General features: G+C 59.6%; 21 protein-coding genes. 8 read left to right on the forward strand and 13 right to left on the reverse strand.

The window, feature by feature from the left end; translation table 11 throughout:
- Positions 1-10: 10 nt before the first annotated feature.
- A complete protein-coding gene (locus tag IC235_RS01500; RefSeq protein WP_191003382.1) occupies positions 11-1,141 on the reverse strand; it encodes a glycosyltransferase family 87 protein in 1,131 nt (376 codons plus the stop codon).
- Positions 1,142-1,760: 619 nt separating this feature from the next.
- On the opposite strand from IC235_RS01500, the gene IC235_RS01505 reads away from it, so the two are divergent.
- From IC235_RS01505 to IC235_RS01530, 6 genes are all read left to right on the forward strand, one after another.
- Positions 1,761-2,243: an ATP-dependent zinc protease family protein gene (locus IC235_RS01505; protein WP_191003383.1), complete on the forward strand. Its 483-nt coding sequence runs from the start codon at positions 1,761-1,763 to the stop codon at positions 2,241-2,243.
- Between the two features lie 64 nt (positions 2,244-2,307).
- Positions 2,308-3,255 (forward strand): 30S ribosomal protein S6--L-glutamate ligase, encoded by a 948-nt coding sequence (rimK, locus tag IC235_RS01510; protein WP_191003384.1) that lies wholly within the window; start codon positions 2,308-2,310, stop codon positions 3,253-3,255.
- A 207-nt stretch (positions 3,256-3,462) separates the two neighbouring features.
- Positions 3,463-4,419 (forward strand): succinylglutamate desuccinylase/aspartoacylase family protein, encoded by a 957-nt coding sequence (locus IC235_RS01515; RefSeq protein ID WP_191003385.1) that lies wholly within the window; start codon positions 3,463-3,465, stop codon positions 4,417-4,419.
- Positions 4,420-5,114: 695 nt separating this feature from the next.
- Complete coding sequence (locus IC235_RS01520) at positions 5,115-5,798, forward strand: OmpH family outer membrane protein (RefSeq protein ID WP_191003386.1); 684 nt, start codon at positions 5,115-5,117, stop codon at positions 5,796-5,798.
- A gap of 150 nt (positions 5,799-5,948) precedes the next feature.
- Complete coding sequence (locus tag IC235_RS01525; RefSeq protein ID WP_191003387.1) at positions 5,949-6,236, forward strand: hypothetical protein; 288 nt, start codon at positions 5,949-5,951, stop codon at positions 6,234-6,236.
- 210 nt (positions 6,237-6,446) lie between these two features.
- On the forward strand, positions 6,447-7,061 hold the full coding sequence (locus IC235_RS01530) for a hypothetical protein (protein WP_191003388.1): 615 nt from the start codon (positions 6,447-6,449) through the stop codon (positions 7,059-7,061).
- Between the two features lie 30 nt (positions 7,062-7,091).
- Here IC235_RS01530 and IC235_RS01535 read toward each other — a convergent pair whose 3' ends face one another.
- From IC235_RS01535 to IC235_RS01555, 6 genes are all read right to left on the reverse strand, one after another.
- Entirely contained in the window at positions 7,092-7,469 is a 378-nt protein-coding gene (locus IC235_RS01535; protein WP_191003389.1) for a VOC family protein, read from the reverse strand.
- An 836-nt stretch (positions 7,470-8,305) separates the two neighbouring features.
- On the reverse strand, positions 8,306-8,812 hold the full coding sequence (locus IC235_RS01540) for a hypothetical protein (protein ID WP_191003390.1): 507 nt from the start codon (positions 8,810-8,812) through the stop codon (positions 8,306-8,308).
- Positions 8,802-8,930 (reverse strand): hypothetical protein, encoded by a 129-nt coding sequence (locus IC235_RS22420; RefSeq protein WP_262892808.1) that lies wholly within the window; start codon positions 8,928-8,930, stop codon positions 8,802-8,804. Before IC235_RS22420 ends, IC235_RS01540 begins: the two co-directional genes overlap by 11 nt.
- 132 nt (positions 8,931-9,062) lie before the next feature.
- Positions 9,063-9,494: a recombinase family protein gene (locus tag IC235_RS22540; protein WP_191003451.1), complete on the reverse strand. Its 432-nt coding sequence runs from the start codon at positions 9,492-9,494 to the stop codon at positions 9,063-9,065.
- Positions 9,410-9,886, reverse strand: coding sequence for a plasmid recombination protein (locus IC235_RS01550; protein WP_317173511.1), 477 nt, complete (start codon positions 9,884-9,886; stop codon positions 9,410-9,412). Before IC235_RS01550 ends, IC235_RS22540 begins: the two co-directional genes overlap by 85 nt.
- A 403-nt stretch (positions 9,887-10,289) precedes the next feature.
- Positions 10,290-10,775: a hypothetical protein gene (locus tag IC235_RS01555; protein ID WP_191003392.1), complete on the reverse strand. Its 486-nt coding sequence runs from the start codon at positions 10,773-10,775 to the stop codon at positions 10,290-10,292.
- Between the two features lie 595 nt (positions 10,776-11,370).
- On the opposite strand from IC235_RS01555, the gene IC235_RS01560 reads away from it, so the two are divergent.
- A complete protein-coding gene (locus IC235_RS01560) occupies positions 11,371-12,606 on the forward strand; it encodes a serpin family protein (RefSeq protein WP_191003393.1) in 1,236 nt (411 codons plus the stop codon).
- Between the two features lie 133 nt (positions 12,607-12,739).
- A complete protein-coding gene (locus tag IC235_RS01565; protein WP_191003394.1) occupies positions 12,740-13,099 on the forward strand; it encodes a DUF3140 domain-containing protein in 360 nt (119 codons plus the stop codon).
- Between the two features lie 172 nt (positions 13,100-13,271).
- On the opposite strand, the gene IC235_RS01570 is transcribed toward IC235_RS01565, so the two are convergent.
- The 6 genes from IC235_RS01570 to IC235_RS01595 all read right to left on the reverse strand — a co-directional run bounded on the left by IC235_RS01570 (position 13,272) and on the right by IC235_RS01595 (position 19,276).
- On the reverse strand, positions 13,272-13,865 hold the full coding sequence (locus IC235_RS01570) for a hypothetical protein (RefSeq protein ID WP_191003395.1): 594 nt from the start codon (positions 13,863-13,865) through the stop codon (positions 13,272-13,274).
- 70 nt (positions 13,866-13,935) lie between these two features.
- A complete protein-coding gene (locus tag IC235_RS01575) occupies positions 13,936-14,613 on the reverse strand; it encodes an NAD-dependent epimerase/dehydratase family protein (protein WP_191003396.1) in 678 nt (225 codons plus the stop codon).
- Positions 14,613-15,440, reverse strand: coding sequence for a CvfB family protein (locus tag IC235_RS01580; protein WP_191003397.1), 828 nt, complete (start codon positions 15,438-15,440; stop codon positions 14,613-14,615). The genes IC235_RS01575 and IC235_RS01580 overlap by 1 nt, the downstream gene beginning before the upstream one ends.
- Before the next feature lie 662 nt (positions 15,441-16,102).
- Positions 16,103-16,783 carry an MIP/aquaporin family protein gene (locus tag IC235_RS01585; RefSeq protein ID WP_191003398.1) on the reverse strand — a complete coding sequence of 227 codons (681 nt, stop codon included), beginning with the start codon at positions 16,781-16,783 and terminating at the stop codon, positions 16,103-16,105.
- Positions 16,780-17,082, reverse strand: coding sequence for a hypothetical protein (locus IC235_RS01590; RefSeq protein ID WP_191003399.1), 303 nt, complete (start codon positions 17,080-17,082; stop codon positions 16,780-16,782). The genes IC235_RS01585 and IC235_RS01590 overlap by 4 nt, the downstream gene beginning before the upstream one ends.
- 226 nt (positions 17,083-17,308) lie before the next feature.
- A complete protein-coding gene (locus tag IC235_RS01595; RefSeq protein WP_191003400.1) occupies positions 17,309-19,276 on the reverse strand; it encodes a BamA/TamA family outer membrane protein in 1,968 nt (655 codons plus the stop codon).
- Between the last annotated feature and the right edge of the window lie 14 nt (positions 19,277-19,290).

Genomic DNA, 19,290 nt, shown 5'->3' on the forward strand with positions numbered 1-19,290 from the left:
CCGCCAGTTGCTAGGTAGTGGCCAGAACAGAATCTGCTGGTTCTCCGGCGACGGGCCACCGGTGGTAAAACAGTAGTTGGCCCTGAATCACCATCCAGGCTATCACCATGGGCACAGCCTTGAGCTTGTAGAAATCGAAATAAGCCTCGCGCAGGGCGTGGGGCAGCAAGTCGGTAGCCGAGAGGGAAGTGAATAAAAACACAAACCAGAAAAGCAGCCAGCCCGGCGCGGAGCGGCGTCCGTAGTGCAGAAACCAGAACATGAAGCCCGCTACGGCAATAATGAAGGTGGGCGACTCCGCCATCTGGTTGAAGATGACCACAAAGATGAGCAAGGAAGCCAGGTAGAGACGACGGTAAGCGGCTTCGCCCCAGGCCCGCCGATAGAGCACGGGGAACACCAGCAGGCCCAGCCCCACGGCTTGCACCACGCCCCTGAGCCGCAAGGGGAAGCCAAACCAACTTTGCAGGATGCCAATGAGGGAAAGTTGAATGCCCGTGGCCGACTCGCGCACAATGGCGTACCACCCCTGGTAAAGCATCAGAAAAGCTGGCCAGGAAACCACCAGCAGCGGTGCCAGAGCCAGCAAGGCTAGCCACGCGGCCGCCCACAGCGTATTGCGCCAGAAGCCGGGGTAAAATAAAAATAGCAGGCCAATGGCGATGCCGTAAACTTTGATGAAGGCCGCCAGGGACAGGCACAGCCCAGCCCAGGCGGCTTGCCGGTTTTGCAGGTGGATGTAGGTCCATAGCATTAGGCCGGCAAGCAGGCAGTTGGCTTGGGCGTTGTGCAGGGCCGTGAGCACGTCGATAAGCACGAGCACCAGGAACAGGGCCTGCCGGCGGGCCTCAGGGAAGAGCCGCCGGGCGGCGAAGTAAAACACGGCGTTGTTCAGCGCATTCCATAAGAAAAGGCCAAGCCAGGTGGGCAGCACGGCCAGTGGGCCCATAAACAGGGCAAAGGTGGGGCTGTACTTGTAGGTATCCTGGTAGTAGTTCGGGTATTCGAGATAGAGATTCTTCTCGCTCAGCAGGTTGAAAAATGGCTTGACGAAAATCAGGTAATTATTGTAAGAGCCCGGGCCCTTGAGGTAATGCTGAGCCGTGATGAACACAGTGAGCACGGCATAAAGCCAGCCCATAGCGTGGGGGCGAAGCCAAAACGCAGGAAAGCGGGTGGTTAACGAGGGCACGGTGGAAACGACAAGAGGCGGGCGGCAAAGGTAGCCACATTGCCAGACCACAGTCCGGATGCTCGTATTCTTTTACCTGGCAGAAGCCTTCGAAACTTGCACCAAGCTCAGGGGCTTATCAGGTGTCACCCTCATTCTTAACTATGAAGAAGATGCCGCCCTGCCGGGTCCGGGTAAAAGGCGTGCTGGGAAGCATGGGGTAAGCTGCCAGTTGATCTTCAACGACTGCTCACGCCATGAATGCCTGAGCTTACTTGCCCTTGCCCCGACACCTGGCGGAATAGCCGCGCCAGCGGTAGCTACAACGCGCCGCTCGAATGTTATTTAAGCGGGCATTCGTGCATCAACATTCGGGCAATGCCGTAGAAGGACGCTGCAAAGCCCGCCCGATCTACCTGGCCGGGTAGTGCTGGTGGGCGGGCCGGAGCCGCGCTCACGCGGCACTACCCGTATCTTGTACTGGGCCGAGTCTTGCACTCATACTCCGGGTAGAAGGGCCGCGCCCGGGCGGCTTACCTTATTTTTGAACGCAGGGAGCTCACTATTGCTTCCGCCTCTCTTTCGCCGCATGACTTCTGCTCGTTCTCCTAAGCGCCTGCTCGGTCGTCGCGAGCTAGTCAACTTCCCTACGTTCGCGCTGGGCGGGATAGAGGCCAAGGTGGACACCGGAGCTTATACCAGCGCCATTCACTGCGCTAACATCCACATCGAGACGGATGCTGAACAACGCCCCGTGCTGGTAGTGTACCTGCTCGACCCCGGTCGCGACGGTACCGACGGCCACCCGCTAACGTTTAGCGAGTTTGCCCTGCGCGACATCCGTTCGTCGAACGGTGAGGTGCAGGAACGTTATGTTATCCGGGCCGTAGTGCAGCTGTATGGCGAAAATTTTGAAGCCGACTTTTCCCTCTCCGACCGCTCCGACATGAAGTACCCCGTGCTGCTGGGCCGCAGCCTGTTGCGCCAGGGCCGCTTCGTGGTCGACGTAGCTAAGCGGAACCTTTCCTACAAAGCTTTGGCCCGCGCGGCGGCCCGTCGTACCCGCTCCTGAGCCGGTTTATGCCGTAGTTTGTTGCCATTTCTTCTCCTTCCTTCCACCCAACCGCAACCTTCCCGTGAAACTGGCTATTCTTTCGCGTGAGCCGAAATCATATTCCACCCGGCGGCTAGTGGAGGCGGCCACCATACGGGGCCATGAGGCGCTGGTCGTCGACCATCTGCAATGTAACCTGGTGCTGGAGCAAGGGCAGCCCGGCATTATCTACCACGGCCAGCGGCTGGAAGGTTTCGACGCCATTATTCCGCGCATCGGGGCCTCGGTAACCTTTTACGGCACGGCGGTAGTACGGCAGTTTGAGATGATGAAAGTGCGCACGGCCGTCGAAAGCCAGGCCATTGTGCGCAGCCGCGACAAGCTGCGCTCCATGCAGATTCTGAGCCGGGCCGGCGTGGGCATGCCCAAAACGGCTTTTACTAACTACTCCGAAGACGTGCCGGCCATGATCAACCAGGTGGGGGGCGCGCCGGTCATTATCAAGCTGCTGGAGGGCACCCAGGGCCTGGGCGTCGTGCTGGCCGAGTCGGCCAAGGCGGCGCAATCGGTTATCGAAGCCTTCCACAACCTCAAGGCTCGCATCATCGTGCAGGAATTTATTGCCGAGAGCAAGGGGGCCGATCTGCGCGCCTTCGTGGTCGACGGCGAAATAATAGGTGCCATGAAGCGGCAGGGCCGGGAGGGCGAGTTTCGCTCGAACTTACACCGCGGCGGCGTAGGGACCCTGGTCAAGCTCAGCCGGGCCGAAAAAGCCGCGGCGCTGCTGGCTACCAAGGCGCTGGGCCTGGCCATTGCGGGGGTCGATATGTTGCAGAGCAAGCGTGGCCCGCTGGTGCTGGAAGTTAACTCCTCCCCGGGCCTGGAAGGCATCGAGAAAGCCACCCAGCACGACATTGCCGGCCGCATCATCGAATACACTGCTAACCTGGCGGGCAAGAAAAAAGCCAAAGCAAAGGCCAAGGATACCGCCCGCCCCGTCGACGCGCAGTCGGACGTGCCCACAGAGTAATAAAGCTTCAAACGCTCGGCGGGCCTTAAGTTCCTGGATTGGGGTGAGCAGGACTCTGAGTCGGAAGCCCTTGGCCTAGCCCGGCCGGAACGATTCTTGAATAATGCGGGCACGGGCAGTTCCGTCTGCGCGCCTTCTTTCGGCCTACGCCCCCTGCTTTATTTAATCAAGTAGGGGGAAGTCATTATCCCACCAGTACTCCGGGTTATGCCCCCTGCATCCTCGTTTCATCTCAACGGCTACGCCATCAAACCCGGCGAGCAGAAACTCACGCGGCTGGTCATTTCCAAGCTGCCTTCGGGTACGGTGATCGACGTGCCCGTGCACGTTTTCCGCGCCGTGGAGCCCGGCCCTACCCTGCTGCTAATGGGGGGCATGCACGGCGACGAGGTGAACGGCATCGAAATCATTCGGCGGCTGGTGCGGCGGGAGCTGTTACGGCCGTTGCGGGGCAGCATCATCGCCATTCCCATTCTCAACATCTACGGCTTTCTGAATTTCAGCCGCGAGGTGCCCGACGGCAAGGACGTGAACCGGTCATTTCCGGGCTTCCCGCGCGGGTCGCTGGCCGGGCGGGTCGCCCACCGCTTCATGCGCGAAATCATGCCGCTGATTGATTACGGCATCGATTTCCACACTGGCGGGGCCGCGCGGGCTAACTACCCGCAGGTCCGCTGTCAGCTTGGCGTCGATCCGGAGGTGGATGCGTTGGCGGCGGCCTTCGCGGCCCCGTTTACCCTGCACGCCGCCCTGCGGCCGGGCTCGTTCCGGGAGGCGGCGCAGGGGCTGGGTAAGCGCACCATCGTGTACGAAACCGGCGAAAGCCTGCGGCTTGATGAGCCGGGCATTGAAGAAGCGCTGGCGGGCACCTTGCGCGTGATGCACCACTTGGGCATGGGGCCGGCCGGGCCGGAACCGGTCCGGCCCAGCATTGTGTGCCGGCGCCATACGTGGCTAAGGGCCCGGTTTGCCGGGTTGTTCCGGGCTCACGTTGAGAACGGGCAGTTTGTGGAAAAAGGTCAGATTTACGGCTCCGTGGCCGACCCGTACGGGCAGCAGTCCGTGCGACTGGAATCGCCCGTAAGCGGCTACGTTATTGGGCTGAACCACATGCCCGTGGTTAACCAAGGCGATGCGCTGCTCCACCTTGCCGTGCCGGAATAAGGCCGCAACCAATTTTTCAGAGTGGTTGCTGGGTTGGGGTGCTGGGGCAGTCGTGGGGCCCGCTCGTGCCGATTGCCGGGGCGTACCCGGCCAGCCCCTGCTTAGCCGGATTCGCGAAGCACGGAGAACGGGGGCCGACCACAGGCACCCAGGCCGGAAATCGAAGGTATAAGCCTTATTTAGAGCACCTAGAGCAGTTCTCGGAAAAGAATTAAGAATTAAAAATTAAAAATGAAGAATTAAAAATTGACCAGCCGATTTTTAATTCTTCATTTTTAATTTTTAATTCCTAAAAAACCGTACCCTGACTGGAGAACCGCTCTAACAAAACCTTTGGACCTGCTTCAGAAAACAAGCGGCACACCCGATAGTGGCTCCAGTCGCAGCGTCTCAAGCAGTTTTGTCAGGTATTCTTAGCGCCAGGCAACCTGTCTGGCTCCTTCCGCCGAATATCAGGCAGGCATTAGGAACATGCTCGCTCTTTCGCATCTGGACGCCAAGAGGCACGTCTTGGCACGCTTTTCTGGTCCTTCTTCGGCAAGGAGGAAACCAGTACTTGGGCCATTGGGATGGTCGTGGCGGTTCCCGCCGATGAGCAATGTTGGCCTTGGGTGGCCGCGCTACTGAAGGCGGCGGATGGTCGGCACGACTGAGGCGAAGCGTTACTTTTGTCTTTTCTTCATCTTCTTTCGTCAATGAGAAACCCGATTCAGCTTACCATTAACGGCGTGCTGCTGCTGGCCGTGGCCATTTTGTACTACCTGCATTTCAGCCGCGGCGCGGCCGGGCCGGCTACTGCCGCCAACAAACCCGCGGTCGTAATGGCTTCGCCCAGCCTGAACACTGCCGATAGCACGGCGGCTCCCGACGCTCCCACAACGGCTCAACCCGTTGCCACGACGGCCCCTGCCGGCAGCACCGAAGGCAAAATTGCCTACGTGGAATCCGGTAAGATGCTCGACGGGTATCAGGGCATGAAAGACGCGCGTAAAGCGTTCGAAGCCAAGGCCCGGGGTTGGGAAAAGCAAAATCAGGGCATGCTAGCCACGTTCAAAACAGCCGTGGAATCGTACCAGAAGCAAGCTCCTACCCTCTCGGCCGAGCAGCGGGCCGCTACCGAGCAGAAGCTGCAGGCCCAGCAGCAGGAAGTTGGCCAGAAGCAGCAGCAGCTCCAGGCCCAGGCCCAGGAGGAAGAAGCCAAGCTGACGCAGAAAGTGCTCGAAAGCATAAATAAGAAAGTGGAAGCCTACGGCAAAGCCCACGGTTACAAGCTGATCCTGATTGCGGCCCCCAGCGGCACCATTGCCTACGGCCAAAAGGACCTCGACATCACCACGCCGGTACTGGCGTACCTGAACGCCGAATACCGCAAAAAGTAGCTGCCCTGGCCGGATTTCCGCCAGGAGCCCCCGCGATAGTATTGTATTTGAAGCTAAGGAAAGGCCCGATTAAACCCAGGCGTTGGATTTACGTCTATTAGCCATAATTATCCTTACTATCATTTACTGACGCGCGCTGCGCGAATTATTATGCGGACGAAAACCTTGTTTTTTGCTTTCAGCCTGGGCCTGCTCTTACTGGTCAGCCAGGCGGCCAACGCCCAAGTGGTAGGGTGGGGTGGCTATTACGGACCGCCGCGAGGGTATTACTGCCCCCCACCCCGTGGGTACTATGGCCCGCGATTCTACTATCCGCCCCGCCCGGCCGTGGTCTATGCCGTGCCCCAACCAGTGGTAGTGGTGCCGGCCCCGTACTACCCCCCGCGGAGATACTATGCGCCCCGCCCCTACTACCGCGGCCCTGGCCGTCGCTGGTAAACCTGGTTGACACGGCCGTACGTCTAAGTGAAAAGAGCCCCGCTACTTTGGTAGCGGGGCTCTTTTCACTTAGACGTACGGCCGTAAGTTGTTCAGGGTCGGGGGCGCGCATGGGCACTGAAGGAGAATAAAGAAAGTGGGCTTTCAGGGGCATATTGTCCGGTAATTATGCTTACCCTTGCGTAAACAAAAGCTTTAGCTATGTTCTCCATGAAATCTTGTTCTCTGGTTTTGTGCGTCGCCGGACTGCTGGCGGGCTGTAACCAAACCGCTCCGGTCACCTCCGCGCCCACGGCTACGGCCCCGGCAGCAAGCTCCGCAGTTGATAGCTCCACGGCCGATAGCTCTGCGACTGCTTCCCCCGCGGCACCTACCGCTGTGGCGCCGTCCGCCGATAAAACGGCCACGCCCAACGCCCCGGCACTACCAACCAACGAAACGCTCAAGGCTTCCTTCGCCTTTAAGCCGGTGCCTAATCCGGCCGACCCGGCGCACCCCCAAACGAGTGTCCACCTCCTGATCCAGGGCAGCAAGCCCCTGAATGTTGACCTGGGCAAGTTTGCCGGTCGGCCCGACCTGGTCGACGCCACCAAAGCCAAGCTGGCGGGCTTTCCCAGCGGCATGCTCCTGGGCTTTCGGAGCTACCAAGCCTCGTCGGGCATCAGTTCCGATCTGGCCGTGCTGCAAGTGAAAGGCCGCTACCTGCGCATTGTGCAACGCCGGGTCGATGAAGCTGCCGCCGAACCCGGGACCTTTGAAACCGCACGCGAGCTTCCCCTCCCGGCCAACACGACGGTGGTGGCCGCACCGCTGGCGCAGAAATAGCCACGCCAGTACGCTGGGAAAACGGGGGCGCTACGCCGTCGGCGATATTTCCTGCAGCACCCAGGTATTGCCGTCGAGATCGGCAAAGCTGGCGTATTTAATGCGACCCAGGTCCTGAACCTCACCCATGGCTACGCCCCGACCAGCCAGCTCTCGGCGCGCTCCATTGATGTCGGCCACCACTAAGTGCAGGCCCCGGAGCGATCCCGCCGGCATGGCCATACCGGGCAGGCCGGCGCCCAGCACAATGGAGCAAGCCGAGCCCGGCGGCGTAAGCTGCACCACCCGGACCGTCGCACTGGGCCGCACATCATGGTCCAAAATGAAGCCGACCTGTTCGACATAGAACGCTTTGGCGCGGTCGATGTCGGCTACCGGCACGGGGATTAGTTGAAGCTCTAGATGCATGGCTCTGCTAGACAGTGGAGTGGGCTATGGGATGGATGTTGAAGGCCGTGAAGGTAGCGTTAAAGCGGCCCAGCGGCGGGGTGGTAAGTGAGAATGAGTACGCCCGTCCTGCTGGGAAGTATTTTCTTTAGCCTGAGCATCACATCCTGATCTTCAAATAGCGTAGCCAGTGGTCAGTAGAGGTAGGCGACAGTGCGTGGCTTTGGGGCTGGGCCTGGGGAGCAGGCGTAGATTAAGCCAGACAGGCTAGCCGCTTAAGGATTGGCCTCGGTTAAAAGTTTGGTACAAAGGTTAATTGTGGAGCTTGTCAACCGCCACTTTTCTATACGAGAATAGATATTGACAGTGAGTTCGCACAGCAAAAAAGCTGATTTAGTGCATTCAGACGGCCATTTTCGGAGTTAAAGTACAGTTTTCCTGTCGTACAGGCAGGGTTCATTGTAGTTCGATTGCTGAACAAGGTATCTGAACCAATTTGGTGCGTTTCCTGCCCAGGTTGCTCGGTACTGGCCTTTGAAGTATCGTACAGTTATAGGGAGATTTCACTGAACAAACGGCCCTAACAAACTCTAGATGCGGGTTTTTAACATATAGGTGCCTCGTTTGGAAGTGACCCGCTTAACCTCTATACCAAACTTTTAACTGAGGCCACTCTTGACGGTTTGCGCCTGAGCCAGGGCGGGGCCGACCATTAATAACAGGAGGAGAAGTCGCTCATGTAGAATGAGTTGAGTTTAAGCGCCCAAATGTACCAGCGTATATAGGGGAAAGCATGACTCGTTCGGTACTAGCCGACCATTAATTATCCCTCCTTTCCGTGTACGGAGGGACTCACCCTATTCTTTGCTCTCTTTTCGGTTCGCTTTCAAGTGCGCGATGTCGACACGGTCTTTTGGTCGCGCGTTCGCGGCTTTATCGGTGAGCAAATCGTCGAGGCTAATCAGGGGAATGGCCACGTCCTCCAGCGCGAATACCTCCCGGTTCCGATACGACGCCCCAAACAACAAGGGGGCTTTCAACGCGGGCAACAAATCCAGCGTGAATTGCTCGAACTCGTACTTGAAAAATGACTTTTTGGGGTTGGGCGCTTGCTCCTCCCGGAAGGCGCGCACGTCCTGCCCGAGCGCTTCCAGGGCCTGGAGCAGCCGAAAGTAGTTGCCGTAGGTGGGGCGGTACCACAGGTCCACGTCGGGTTTGTCGGTCACCGCGCCGGCGGGGGTCGTCGAGAGGCGGTAGTAGCCGTGCAGCGCGACGGCCGTGCCGCCGACCGTGAGGTATTCCACGCCGTGGTCGTTGAGCACGCGGCACACGGCCAGCAGGCGCTCCAGTAGGCTACCGTTCATCGGTGGGCCGGGGCTTGGCGCGTGCGCGCTGCGCTTGCCGGATAAACTCCTCGAACGCAGCGTGGGCTTGGCCGCGCGCCGCGGCCGGCACGCGGACCGGGGGGACGTCCGATTTCAAGGCCTGAAAGCTTGGGTGACGCGTCAGCTTTGCCATAACGGAGGGAAGGAGGCCAGCGACCGTGCCGGCAACGGGATAAAGATACGCACGACGCTAACCACGGGGGCACGAGTCGCGTTCCCGGGCGGGGGTTCACGCAGGCGCCACCGGACTGGACAAGGGCTGAACGTGCAGGGCCACGCCGCGGTGGTGCAGGTACTTGTAGAAGGTGGCTTTGCAAATGCGCAGGCTCCGGGCCATGTCGTCGACGCTGAGCTCGCGGGCCTTGTAGAGCAGCTCGGCCGCGCGGGCCGTGCGCTGAGCTTCGTCCGATAAGCCCGGCTTGCGGCCGCCGACGCGGCCCCGGGCACGTGCCGCCGCCAGCCCGGCCAGCGTGCGCTCGCGGATGAGTTCGCGCTCGAACTCCGCGAGCGAGGCAAACAGGTTGAGCACGAGCCGGCCTTGGGCGGACGAGGTGTTGATGGCGTCGGTCAGCGAAATCAACCCGACGCCGCGGCGCTGCAGGTCGGCCACCAGGTCGAGCAGGTGCGTGAGCGAGCGGCCCAGCCGGTCGAGCTTGTAGATGTAGACCGTGTCGCCCGCTGGCGCTGCGCTTCCTGCTCGAGCTGCGGGTTGAGTTCCTTCACCAACCCGTAGAAGCGCTTCACTTCCTGGTCCTGGGCCTGGCTGCCCTCCACCCCACGCTGCAGCCCGAGTGGGGCCAACTGGGCGGCAAAGCTGGTTTGCATACTGCGCATCTTCTGCCGGTCGCCCAGCATCGCCCGGCAATTGAGCTTGCCAGCCGCGTCGATGGGCACGACCGTGGCGTGGATGTGCGGAGTCTGCTCATCGAGGTGCAGCACCGCATTCACAACGTTGGCCTCGGTTAAAAGTTTGGTACAAAGGTTAATTGTGGAGCTTGTCAACCGCCACTTTTCTATACGAGAATAGATATTGACAGTGAGTTCGCACAGCAAAAAAGCTGATTTAGTGCATTCAGACGGCCATTTTCGGAGTTAAAGTACAGTTTTCCTGTCGTACAGGCAGGGTTCATTGTAGTTCGATTGCTGAACAAGGTATCTGAACCAATTTGGTGCGTTTCCTGCCCAGGTTGCTCGGTACTGGCCTTTGAAGTATCGTACAGTTATAGGGAGATTTCACTGAACAAACGGCCCTAACAAGCCCTAGATGCGGGTTTTTAACATATAGGTGCCTCGTTTGGAAGTGACCCGCTTAACTTCTGTACCAAACTTTTAACCGAGGTCAGGACTGCTGCCGTGACAGCTGCTGGCCCCTGATGGTACGAAGATAACCTCACATCATCAGGGGCCGACAGTTGTCGTAAAGCCTAAGTACTAGCGGCAACGTTCTCGGGTGCGGCTAGTGGGCGGCCGAGGCAACCATTTCTGAGGCTAGGGCTGGCGTTAGCTCGCTGACCAGGATGGGAGCTTTAGGCTGGCTTGGCACCTGCACGGTGTAGCGGTAGCGCTCACGCCCTATGCGTAGCAGGACGGCATAGTGTCCGGCGGGCATCCCGTTAAAGTTTAGTTGGCTGCCGTAAGACGACTGGTGATTCACTTCATCCACCAGGCAGGTGTATTGAGGTTGGGACAAGGAGAGAACCTGCATTTGCAGCCGCTGCTGCGTGGGGTTCTCGATGGTCAGGTACAAGCTGTGAGCGTTGCCCTGCTTCGCTTTTACCGACGGACCTTCCTGGGCCAGGGCTGAGCCGATACTGCCGATCAAAACTAGGCCGCTGAGCAGCGCGGCCCGCAGATATGGCTTTAAGGTAAGAATTTGAGTACGGGTCGTAGCAGTTGCAACGGCCATCGACTGAGCGGAACGGAGGAGGATTGAGCGGTTCATGAGTACAGAGAAAAAAGTGAAATGAAAAAATGAGAGGTCCCTTTTGGTTATAGTACTGGGTCAGGAACAGTACAAATGTATGGTAGGTACTTTGTAAAGCAAGGTACTGTTTCAAAAACTCTACACGTTCCGACAATCAATCTGTATTACTTACTGATTATCAGCGATAAAATTTTTCTGGAAAATTTGTCGGATGAGTTATAATTCGCCTTTCCTAAGCTAACCGGCTCCCAGCTTGGCTTAAAAGAGACCGTCGTTCCAGCGAGCCGGCTGAGAACATCAACTGACGTTTGCGAGAGAGGCCGCGGTGGGAGAGCATCATTCGTACAGCGAAAAGATTAATAGGCGCTTTCAAGAGTGGGTACCGACGATAAGAGAGAACGTTACAGCCTCCCGCATTTTTTTTAAAGAGAGCCCTGGAGCTTATAAAGCCAGACCGGGGTGAACTGGGTAAGACGAGCATGCCCCCGAAAAAGCGTAGCACGGCCGAGCGAGATAGTAGCGGTGCAACCAAGACGCGCCCGCACCGGTCAGGCGCTCAGAGAGTGGCCTTGGGTGGCCACAACTCTATTTTACAACCTTACTCCTTTGTATCATGCTCACTTCTTCTTCCAAGCTGTTCCTGCCCAGTTTATTGGCCGGGGCACTGCTGTTCACGGCCTGCCAAAAAAATGGCGCCACGCCCGACCAACCGCCGTACGTGCACCAGCTGAGCGACGCGGAGAGGAGTACCGTAGCCAACGCCAACGACTTTGCGTTTCGAGCCTTCGGTACGCTGCGCGGCGCGGCACCGGCCGATAACCTGTGCATCTCGCCGCTGAGTATTTCGGCGGCCCTCACCATGGCCTACAACGGCGCCGACGGCACCACCAAGACCGCCATGAAACAAGCCCTGGGCTTTCAGCCGCAGACCGACTCCGAAATCAACGAGTCGTTTCGTTCGTTGTTCAGCTGGCTGGGCAGCCTGGACCCAAACGTGACCTTTACTACTGGCAACTCCATCTGGTACGGGCAGCAGTACCAACTGCAAACGCCGTTCGTGCAGCAAAACCAGACCTATTTCGGCGCCACGGTGCGGGGGGTAGATTTCCGTTCGTCCGCCACCAAGGACGTTATCAATAATTGGGTGAATACCCAAACCGGCGGCAAGATCCCGACCATTGTGGAGGCGACCAAGCCCGATGATGTGATGTACCTGATCAATGCGCTGTACTTCAAAGGCACCTGGGCCTACCGCTTCGATCCGCAGAGTACCCAGCCCGGACCATTCTACCGGGAGAATGGGAGCCCCATCACCAAGAACTTCATGAGCCTGACCAGGGGCCGGTACCGGCGCTACGCCGATGGCCAGAAGCTAATAGTGGACCTGCCCTATGGCAACCAGCATTTTAGCATGACGCTGGTGGTGCCGCAGGGCCGAAGCACTCTCGCCGACGTCGCTGGCCGTCTTACGCGCTCCCAGCTCGATACCTGCCTGGCCGCAGCCAACGTGACCTCTCTCGAACTGCGCCTACCCAAATTCCGGCTCGAGTACGCGCAGAAGCTCAACGATGCCCTCGCCCAGTTGGGTATGGGCGTAGCCTTTACGGACCAGGCCAATTTTGGTCGTATGCTGGCTGGTAGGACCATCAACTTGCAAATCAGCGAGGTTCAGCACAAAACGTTTCTGGAAGTGAACGAGGAAGGCACCGAGGCGGCGGCCGCGACCTCGGTTGGCGTCACGGTCACTAGTATACCCGAGGTAGTGCTGGTGAATCGGCCCTTCCTGTTCCTCATTCGGGAGAAGTCGTCGAATGCCATTCTGTTTATCGGGCAGATAATGAACCCTTAGTGGGGAGCCGTGCGGGAACTCCCCACGGGGTGGCCGCCCGGGCCGCGAAAGCCCGGGCGGCCCCAAGCGCAACCATACGGCGTGGGGCTGAGTAGGGATAAGTATTTCCGCTACCCCAAACTCTCTCCGCACCATGGCAGCCTCTTCCGACTCGGGCAACATCTACGCTTCCTTCCAGCACGACGTCAACATGACGGCTTCGGAACTAGAAAAATGGCTTAAAACCGACGAGTCTAAGTCGGTGGGCCAGGATAGTAGCGACGGCAGTAGCATTGGCCACCACTCGGGCGAACGCATTGTCAGCATCCTGCACAAGTCCAAAGCCGACCTCACGCCCGACGACGAGGCCCACATGCACAAGGTACACAGCTACGTGAGTCGCCACTCGGCCCAAGGTCCTCACCACGCCGCCGACGTGGAAACCTCCCGCTGGCGCTACTCCCTCATGAACTGGGGCCACGACCCACTGAAGAAGAGTAAACAAGGCCAGTAATTGCCCAGCCCGACCGGTGCCTCGCCCCCACCCCTCTCCGTAAGAGGAGGCAGCGGCCGGTTACTATAGTAAGAGCTGAGAAAAAAGCCAATCAATAAAAAGCCCCGTCAGCAGCTGACGGGGCTTTTTATTGATTGGCTGGAGCCGGAATCAGCATCCGGCGCAAAAGCAGCTAGAAGGTGTAGCGCAGGCTTATCGCGGCGTCGTTGTAAAACCCGGTATAACCATTGAAGACCTCGAAAAACGGCTTGTAGTCGACGCCCACCACGAAGGGCAAATCCTGGAGCTTGTACTCTAAGCCCAGAATCAAGTCGGCACCAAACGCGATGTAAGTAGCCTCGTCGTAGCGGTAATCGCCCCGAACCAAATAGATGTCGCCTTTGCGACCTTTGTAGTAGTAGCGGTCGTCGGCGAAGTAGTAGCGCCCCTGGTAGGCCCCGGCGTGAAAGCCCGCCCCGTAGTAAAACTGCAGCCCTTTCGCGTCGGCGATGCTTTTATGCTTTTCGCCCAGAATGGTGAGGCGGGCCCCGTGAGCTTTGTACTCTGTCGTGATCAATGCTTCAATAGCAATCCCGTTTTTACCGCTCAGAAAATGCTTGAGGGTAAGCCCCGAAGAGTAGCCACCGCCGCGTAGGCCGAGGCCCGTGTTATAGCCGGAATTGCTACTGCCACCTCCGGAGCTGCTTTTCTTTTTGGATTGGGCCTGAGCCCCTAGACCGGATAATAATAAAAATAGAAAAAATAAGGTAAACTGTAACTCTCTCATATGGTAGCTAATCGGAATAACTGATAATTTGAACAAAACTAAGCAATCAGCCGCAGACTTTTCGCATAGTCTACCCTCGCGCCGCGATTTTATTGGATAGATGAACGTGGGCGCCAGCCCCTTCTTCCTCGGCGGCGCGCAGCATGGCTGCGGCCACGGTAGCGGCATCTACCGCCCGGTATTGCCGCAAGGGCCCGCGCATCAATGGCCGCAACACCCGTAGCGCTACCGCCGCGACGCGCTCACCCAAGCGGAGCTGCGCGCGCTGGCCTAGCAGCAGTGAGGGGCGGAAAATATGAATGGCCCGAAACGGCAACGAGCGCACGGCCGCCTCCATTTCGCCCTTCACCCGGCTGTAGTACACCCGCGACTCGGCATCAGCTCCCAGGCTCGACACCACCAGGAACTGGGCGGCGAAATTACTGGCCGTTAGCGCCGCCAAAGCCACCACGTACAGGAAATCGACCCGGTAAAACGCTTCCCTAGAGCCCGCCTGCCGCATGGTAGTGCCCAGGCAGCAAAACACATCGTCGGCGATGAGCCGCAGGCGCACATCTTCCAGTCGGTCGAGCTCCGTCACCACCTGCGTCAGCTTGGGGTGCAGCAGCGGCACGGGTCGGCGCCCCACCACGATTACCTTGGCGTAGCGCTCCGAGGCGAGTAGCTGCGGCAGCAAGTGCGAGCCGATGAGGCCACTAGCCCCGGCGAGTAAAGCAGTTTTGGGTACGGAGGGAGTTGCTCGTTCCACTACTTCAGCACCGTTGCTTCGGGCTCCAACAGCACCAGTCCTTCCCGAAACAGGGCTCCCAGGGCTTTCTTAAATACTTTTTTGCTCATGCCCACCCGGCGGTATACGTCTTCGGCCAGGCTCTTGTCGCCGAGCGGCAGGCGCCCGCCCGGAGCGGCGCGCAGGGCCGCCAACAGGGTGCTGGTAGCCGATTCCACCTCGCCGTAACCTTCGCGCTGCAGGCGTACATCGAGCTTGCCGTCGGGGCGCACCTGGCGCAGAAAGCCGGGCAGCGCCTCACCCAGGCGCAGGGGCCGGAATACTTCGTTGTGAAACAGCAATCCCTGGTGCGTGCCGTTCACGATAACGGGGTAGCCCAGCTCGGTTTCATCGGCCACGAGCAAGCGCACCGCGTCGCCGGGCTGCCCCGGGAAAGGCTCGTTGCTCAGGAACTGCTTCCACTTGGCCGAGGCCACCAGCCGGTCACTTTCCTCGTCGAGGTACACGTACACCAGCACTCGCTCGCCCACGCGCAAGTCGCGGCGCTGGTTGCGGTAAGGCAAGAGCAGGTCTTTCTCCAGCCCCCATTCCAGAAAGGCGCCGGCGGGTCCGTGGTCTTTCACGGCGAGGGCAGCGAAAGAATTGACCAGGGCCAGTGGCCGCAGGGTGGTGGCAATAAGCCGGTCTTCGGAGTCGCGGTACACGAACACGCGCAGCACGTCGCCTACGCGGGTACCGACGGGCACGTATTTTTCGGGCAGCAGCAAGTCGCCGTCGTCGGAAGTGAGGTAGAGGCCGATGCTGGTTTCGCGGGCCACTTCGAGGTCGTTATAATCGCCGAGGATCATAGTGGGGAGAATGGATGACGGAGAGCGGGCAAAGGTCGGTCGAAAATGTGAGGCCCTTGGTTACTGCCCCCCCCGTGGCAAGGCATCCCCCTTTATTCGGATACAGAGAGTTTTTGGTTGGGTCTGCGCCCTGGTTCCTGGCAGCTGGTTGAGCAGCTTTGCTAGCAATTCTTAAACAGTCGAACGAAGAAGGTCCTGCCCTTTGTCAGCCTGTTTTTAATTTACTCAAACAGCCTCTACGGAGTGCAGTGATGTTTGCGTGTTGCTCAAGAACTATTACTCCAAAGCAATTCGCAAAAAGGGCCTTCGGTTCCCCTTGTCGAGGAATCGAAGGCCCTTTTTGAGGAAAAAACTATTCTCATTATCCCGCTAGCTGGGGGATAGCATAAATAATGAGATTGTTCACGAGTGCACCATTAAAGCAGCCCCACACCTGCCCACGGGCCCCGCCAGCAGTCGGGGGCTGCCCCAAACCAACGGGGCCGAAGGACTTGCAGGGTTAGGACTCTCGCTTCTTACTAGCAGTGCCAGTACCTGCTGATCAGGTTGCACACCCGCCGGAACTCAGCCGACCCTAAGTGTTTAGGATCGGGAGTTTGCCAGTTGCGGCGCTCGTGAACAGCGACTAACAGGCATCGCCGCAGCCTATACAAGCAACGTAATCACGAACAGGCCGACGAAGCGGGGGAAGTCGAGGACTGCAACAGGCGGTTGACGACTACCGCCAGCAAGGCCCCCGCCACTGGCCCCACCATGTATACCCAGACCGTGCTCAGGTGCCCGCTCAGCAAGGCCGGCGCTAACGAGCGGGCCGGGTTCATCGACCCTCCGGTGAGAGGCCCACCCACCAGGGCATCTAGGCCCACCGTGGCCCCAATGGCAACGCCCGCCAGTAGCCCTTCTTCCTTCGAGCCCGCCGTGACGCGCAAAATCACGAACATCAGCCAGAAGGTGAGGATGACTTCGATGCCCAGCGCTTGGCTCGGGCTATGAGCCGGGAGCGTGGCTCCCAGGGTCGAGTCTCCGGTGGCTAGCAAGCTCACTAGCCCGCTGCCAGCCAGGGCCCCGGCGAACTGGGCCCCCAGGTAAGGCAGCACCCGCTGGCCGGGAAAGCGCCCCGCGGCCCAAAAGGCTAGGGTTACGGCCGGGTTTATGTGGGCGCCGCTTACGGACCCCACGCTCTGAATCACAATAATAATTACCAGCCCGAAGGCCGCGGCCACGCCACCGTGGCCCAAGGCGTGGGTCTGCTCGTTCACCACGGCCGCGCCGGTGCCGAAGGCCACCAGCATGGCCGTGCCTAAGGCTTCGGCCACCAGGCAGGGACGGAGTTGCTGCTTCATAAGGCAAGGGGGGCTAGGCCCACTACGGTACTACGCACTTTGCCACGCCACGCACTCAATTCGACCCGGCCCGCATACCCGCGCCCTCCCGAAACGAGCGACCGGGCCGCCCAACCCAACCCCGCAGCAGGGGCTGTCTGGCTCAGGGCCACCCGCGGGCTCCCCAGCAAATGACTGACATCCCACTCCGACCAGTTGGGTCGCTCGGTGGTGAAATTGATATGGCGAGGAGCGAGACCCTCGGCATAGATGGCGCACCCGGCGGGCCAGTGCACGGCCGTCCTTTGCAGCATAATCATAGGCTGAACAGTTAAGGTTAGAGCCGTATTATACAATTAAATAATAAATAAGTTGCATAGTGAGCAAGAAAACGGTATTATTCGGGTGGCCTTATTTCAGCAGCCCATTTACCTGGCCTGGCAGCAGTGGCCGTTCGGCGAGCTAGCCGGTGCCAGGGTAGCTGGCACAATGGCTTGAAGAAGACGGCCGCTCTACGCCTCATTCTTACCACCCGCCCCAATCAGCTCACCGGTATTCACTCGTGCCAGGCTGCCCAAGGCCAAAATCGCTGAACGTGACGGTTTCGCGCGTCGACTCGAACATCCGTATGCCGTTGGGGGTGTTCAGCCCACGCGGGTAGTAGCCAAGCAGCAGCTGGAAAGTGCGCAGAACCGTGAACTCGTTACGGAAGCGCAGGCCCAGGCCAAAGCCCGTGTAGGGCGCTCCGGTAAAGGGCGAGCCGCCGCCGGTCCGGTCGGTCACCCACGCAGCATCGGCGAAGGCAATGCCCGCCAGCCGGAAGCCCAGCAGCGAGAGCGGCGTGAAAATAGTGGTTTCGTAATTAAGTACGAAGCGGCTGGTGGGCAGCACGGGCGAACTGGGCGTGAACCCCCGCAGTCCACGGTCGTTACTCACGCCACCCAGCAGCACGTCGCCCGGCCGCCGGTTCAGGCCCACCGTGGTTTTGCTACTCAGAAAATGCCGGTACTGCCAGTTGCCCGCCCGGTAGAGTTTGGTAAAAGACGTAAAATCAACGGTGAGCACGCCCTGGTCCCAGTCATGGCCTTTGTTCAAAAGTTGAAAAGAGCCCAGGGTGACGCCCCCGTACAAGTAGCCACTGCCCGTGTTGAACCCGGCGGCGGCCAGGCGCACGTCGAAGTAGCGGCGCGGGACCACCCCGTTCATGTCGTAACCGGCCGTAAAGCTAAGCAGGGTGCCGGTCGGCACGTCCTCGGTGCGGCCAAAGCCGAACAAGTACCGGTCCTTGTAGTAGCGGCGCACGGAGTAGCCCACCGTACCCAGCAGCAGCGTGCTGTTGCGGTAGGCGTTTTGGTAGCCCGGCAGCACGTTGGCGTCGGGTTGGGGAACGGTACTGTAGTTAGTATGGAAAACCCGGGCCGACACAATCACGCGACCCGGGTTTTCGTAGCCCAGATCGTAGGAGCGCAGGCGCAGGGCCCGCCCCAGCCAGGCATCCTGCACGGTGTAGCGCAGGGGGTAGAAAACGTAGGGCTGCCCCTCGGGCGGAGCCGTGAGGCCGACGTTTTGGCTGACGTTGCTCAGGGTATACGCCCCGGCATAGCGGGCACTGGGCGAGTAGAAGTCGCGCTTTACCGACACGGCTCCCGAGCGGTAGTTGTACTCGTTGCGGTAGCGGGCCTGGGCGTACACAAAGTGGGGAAAGGGGGCCGTGTAGCTGCCCTCGTACGCCCACTGCTGGGGGGTTTCGTTGCCATTGGGGCTGAGGTCCCGGCCGTAGCGGTAGGAGTTTTCGAGTTGGTGGCCCAGGCCCAGGAAATTCTCGTCGCCGAAAGTAACCAGGCCCGCGGTGGCCGAGCTCAGCTCGTGGCCGGCCGTAATACTGAACACGTCGGTGGTGAGCACCTCAATGTCGACGCTGTCGCGGGTGGTCGTCAGTTCATTCACGAGCACGCGGGCGTCGAGGATTTCGGGCGTTTGGCGGAGCAGGCGCTCGGACTCGCCCAGCGCCTGGGGCTCCAGCACCCGGCCGGGCCGAAACAGCAATACTTGGCGCACCCGGGAGCGGGCCGTTTTAATGTGCAGGATGTTGCCGGACTTTTCCCAGAAGGTGCGGGGCACCCGGGCCGAGTCGGTGAGGCTGTAGCCGAAAGCGTCGAGCGTGCGGATGTTCACGTGCCGCACGATTTTGAAATTGTGGCGGTCAAACTGCCGGTCCAGCAGCACGGCGTCGAGGCCGGCCGTCTCTTCCTGGGGCCGGGTGAAATTGAACAAGGCCGAAGCGGCCCGTCCGGCAATGGTTTTACGGCGCGAGTAAGCCCGCAGGCGAGTAATCATCCGGCTCTCGTCGAAGCGCTGGCGTAAGGAGTCGGCACCGTGCGGTAGCACCGCCGGGCCGGCCCGCAGCGAGTCGGGCGGCACGGCCGAGCGCGGGTCAAACACCTGCGCCCCGGCCGGTCGGGCTCCTAAACCGACCAGCACAAATACCAACAGGAAACAACCGCGAAAGCTCATAATGGGACGCAACG

The organism is Hymenobacter montanus (assembly GCF_014699115.1).
Lineage (GTDB): Bacteria > Bacteroidota > Bacteroidia > Cytophagales > Hymenobacteraceae > Hymenobacter > Hymenobacter montanus.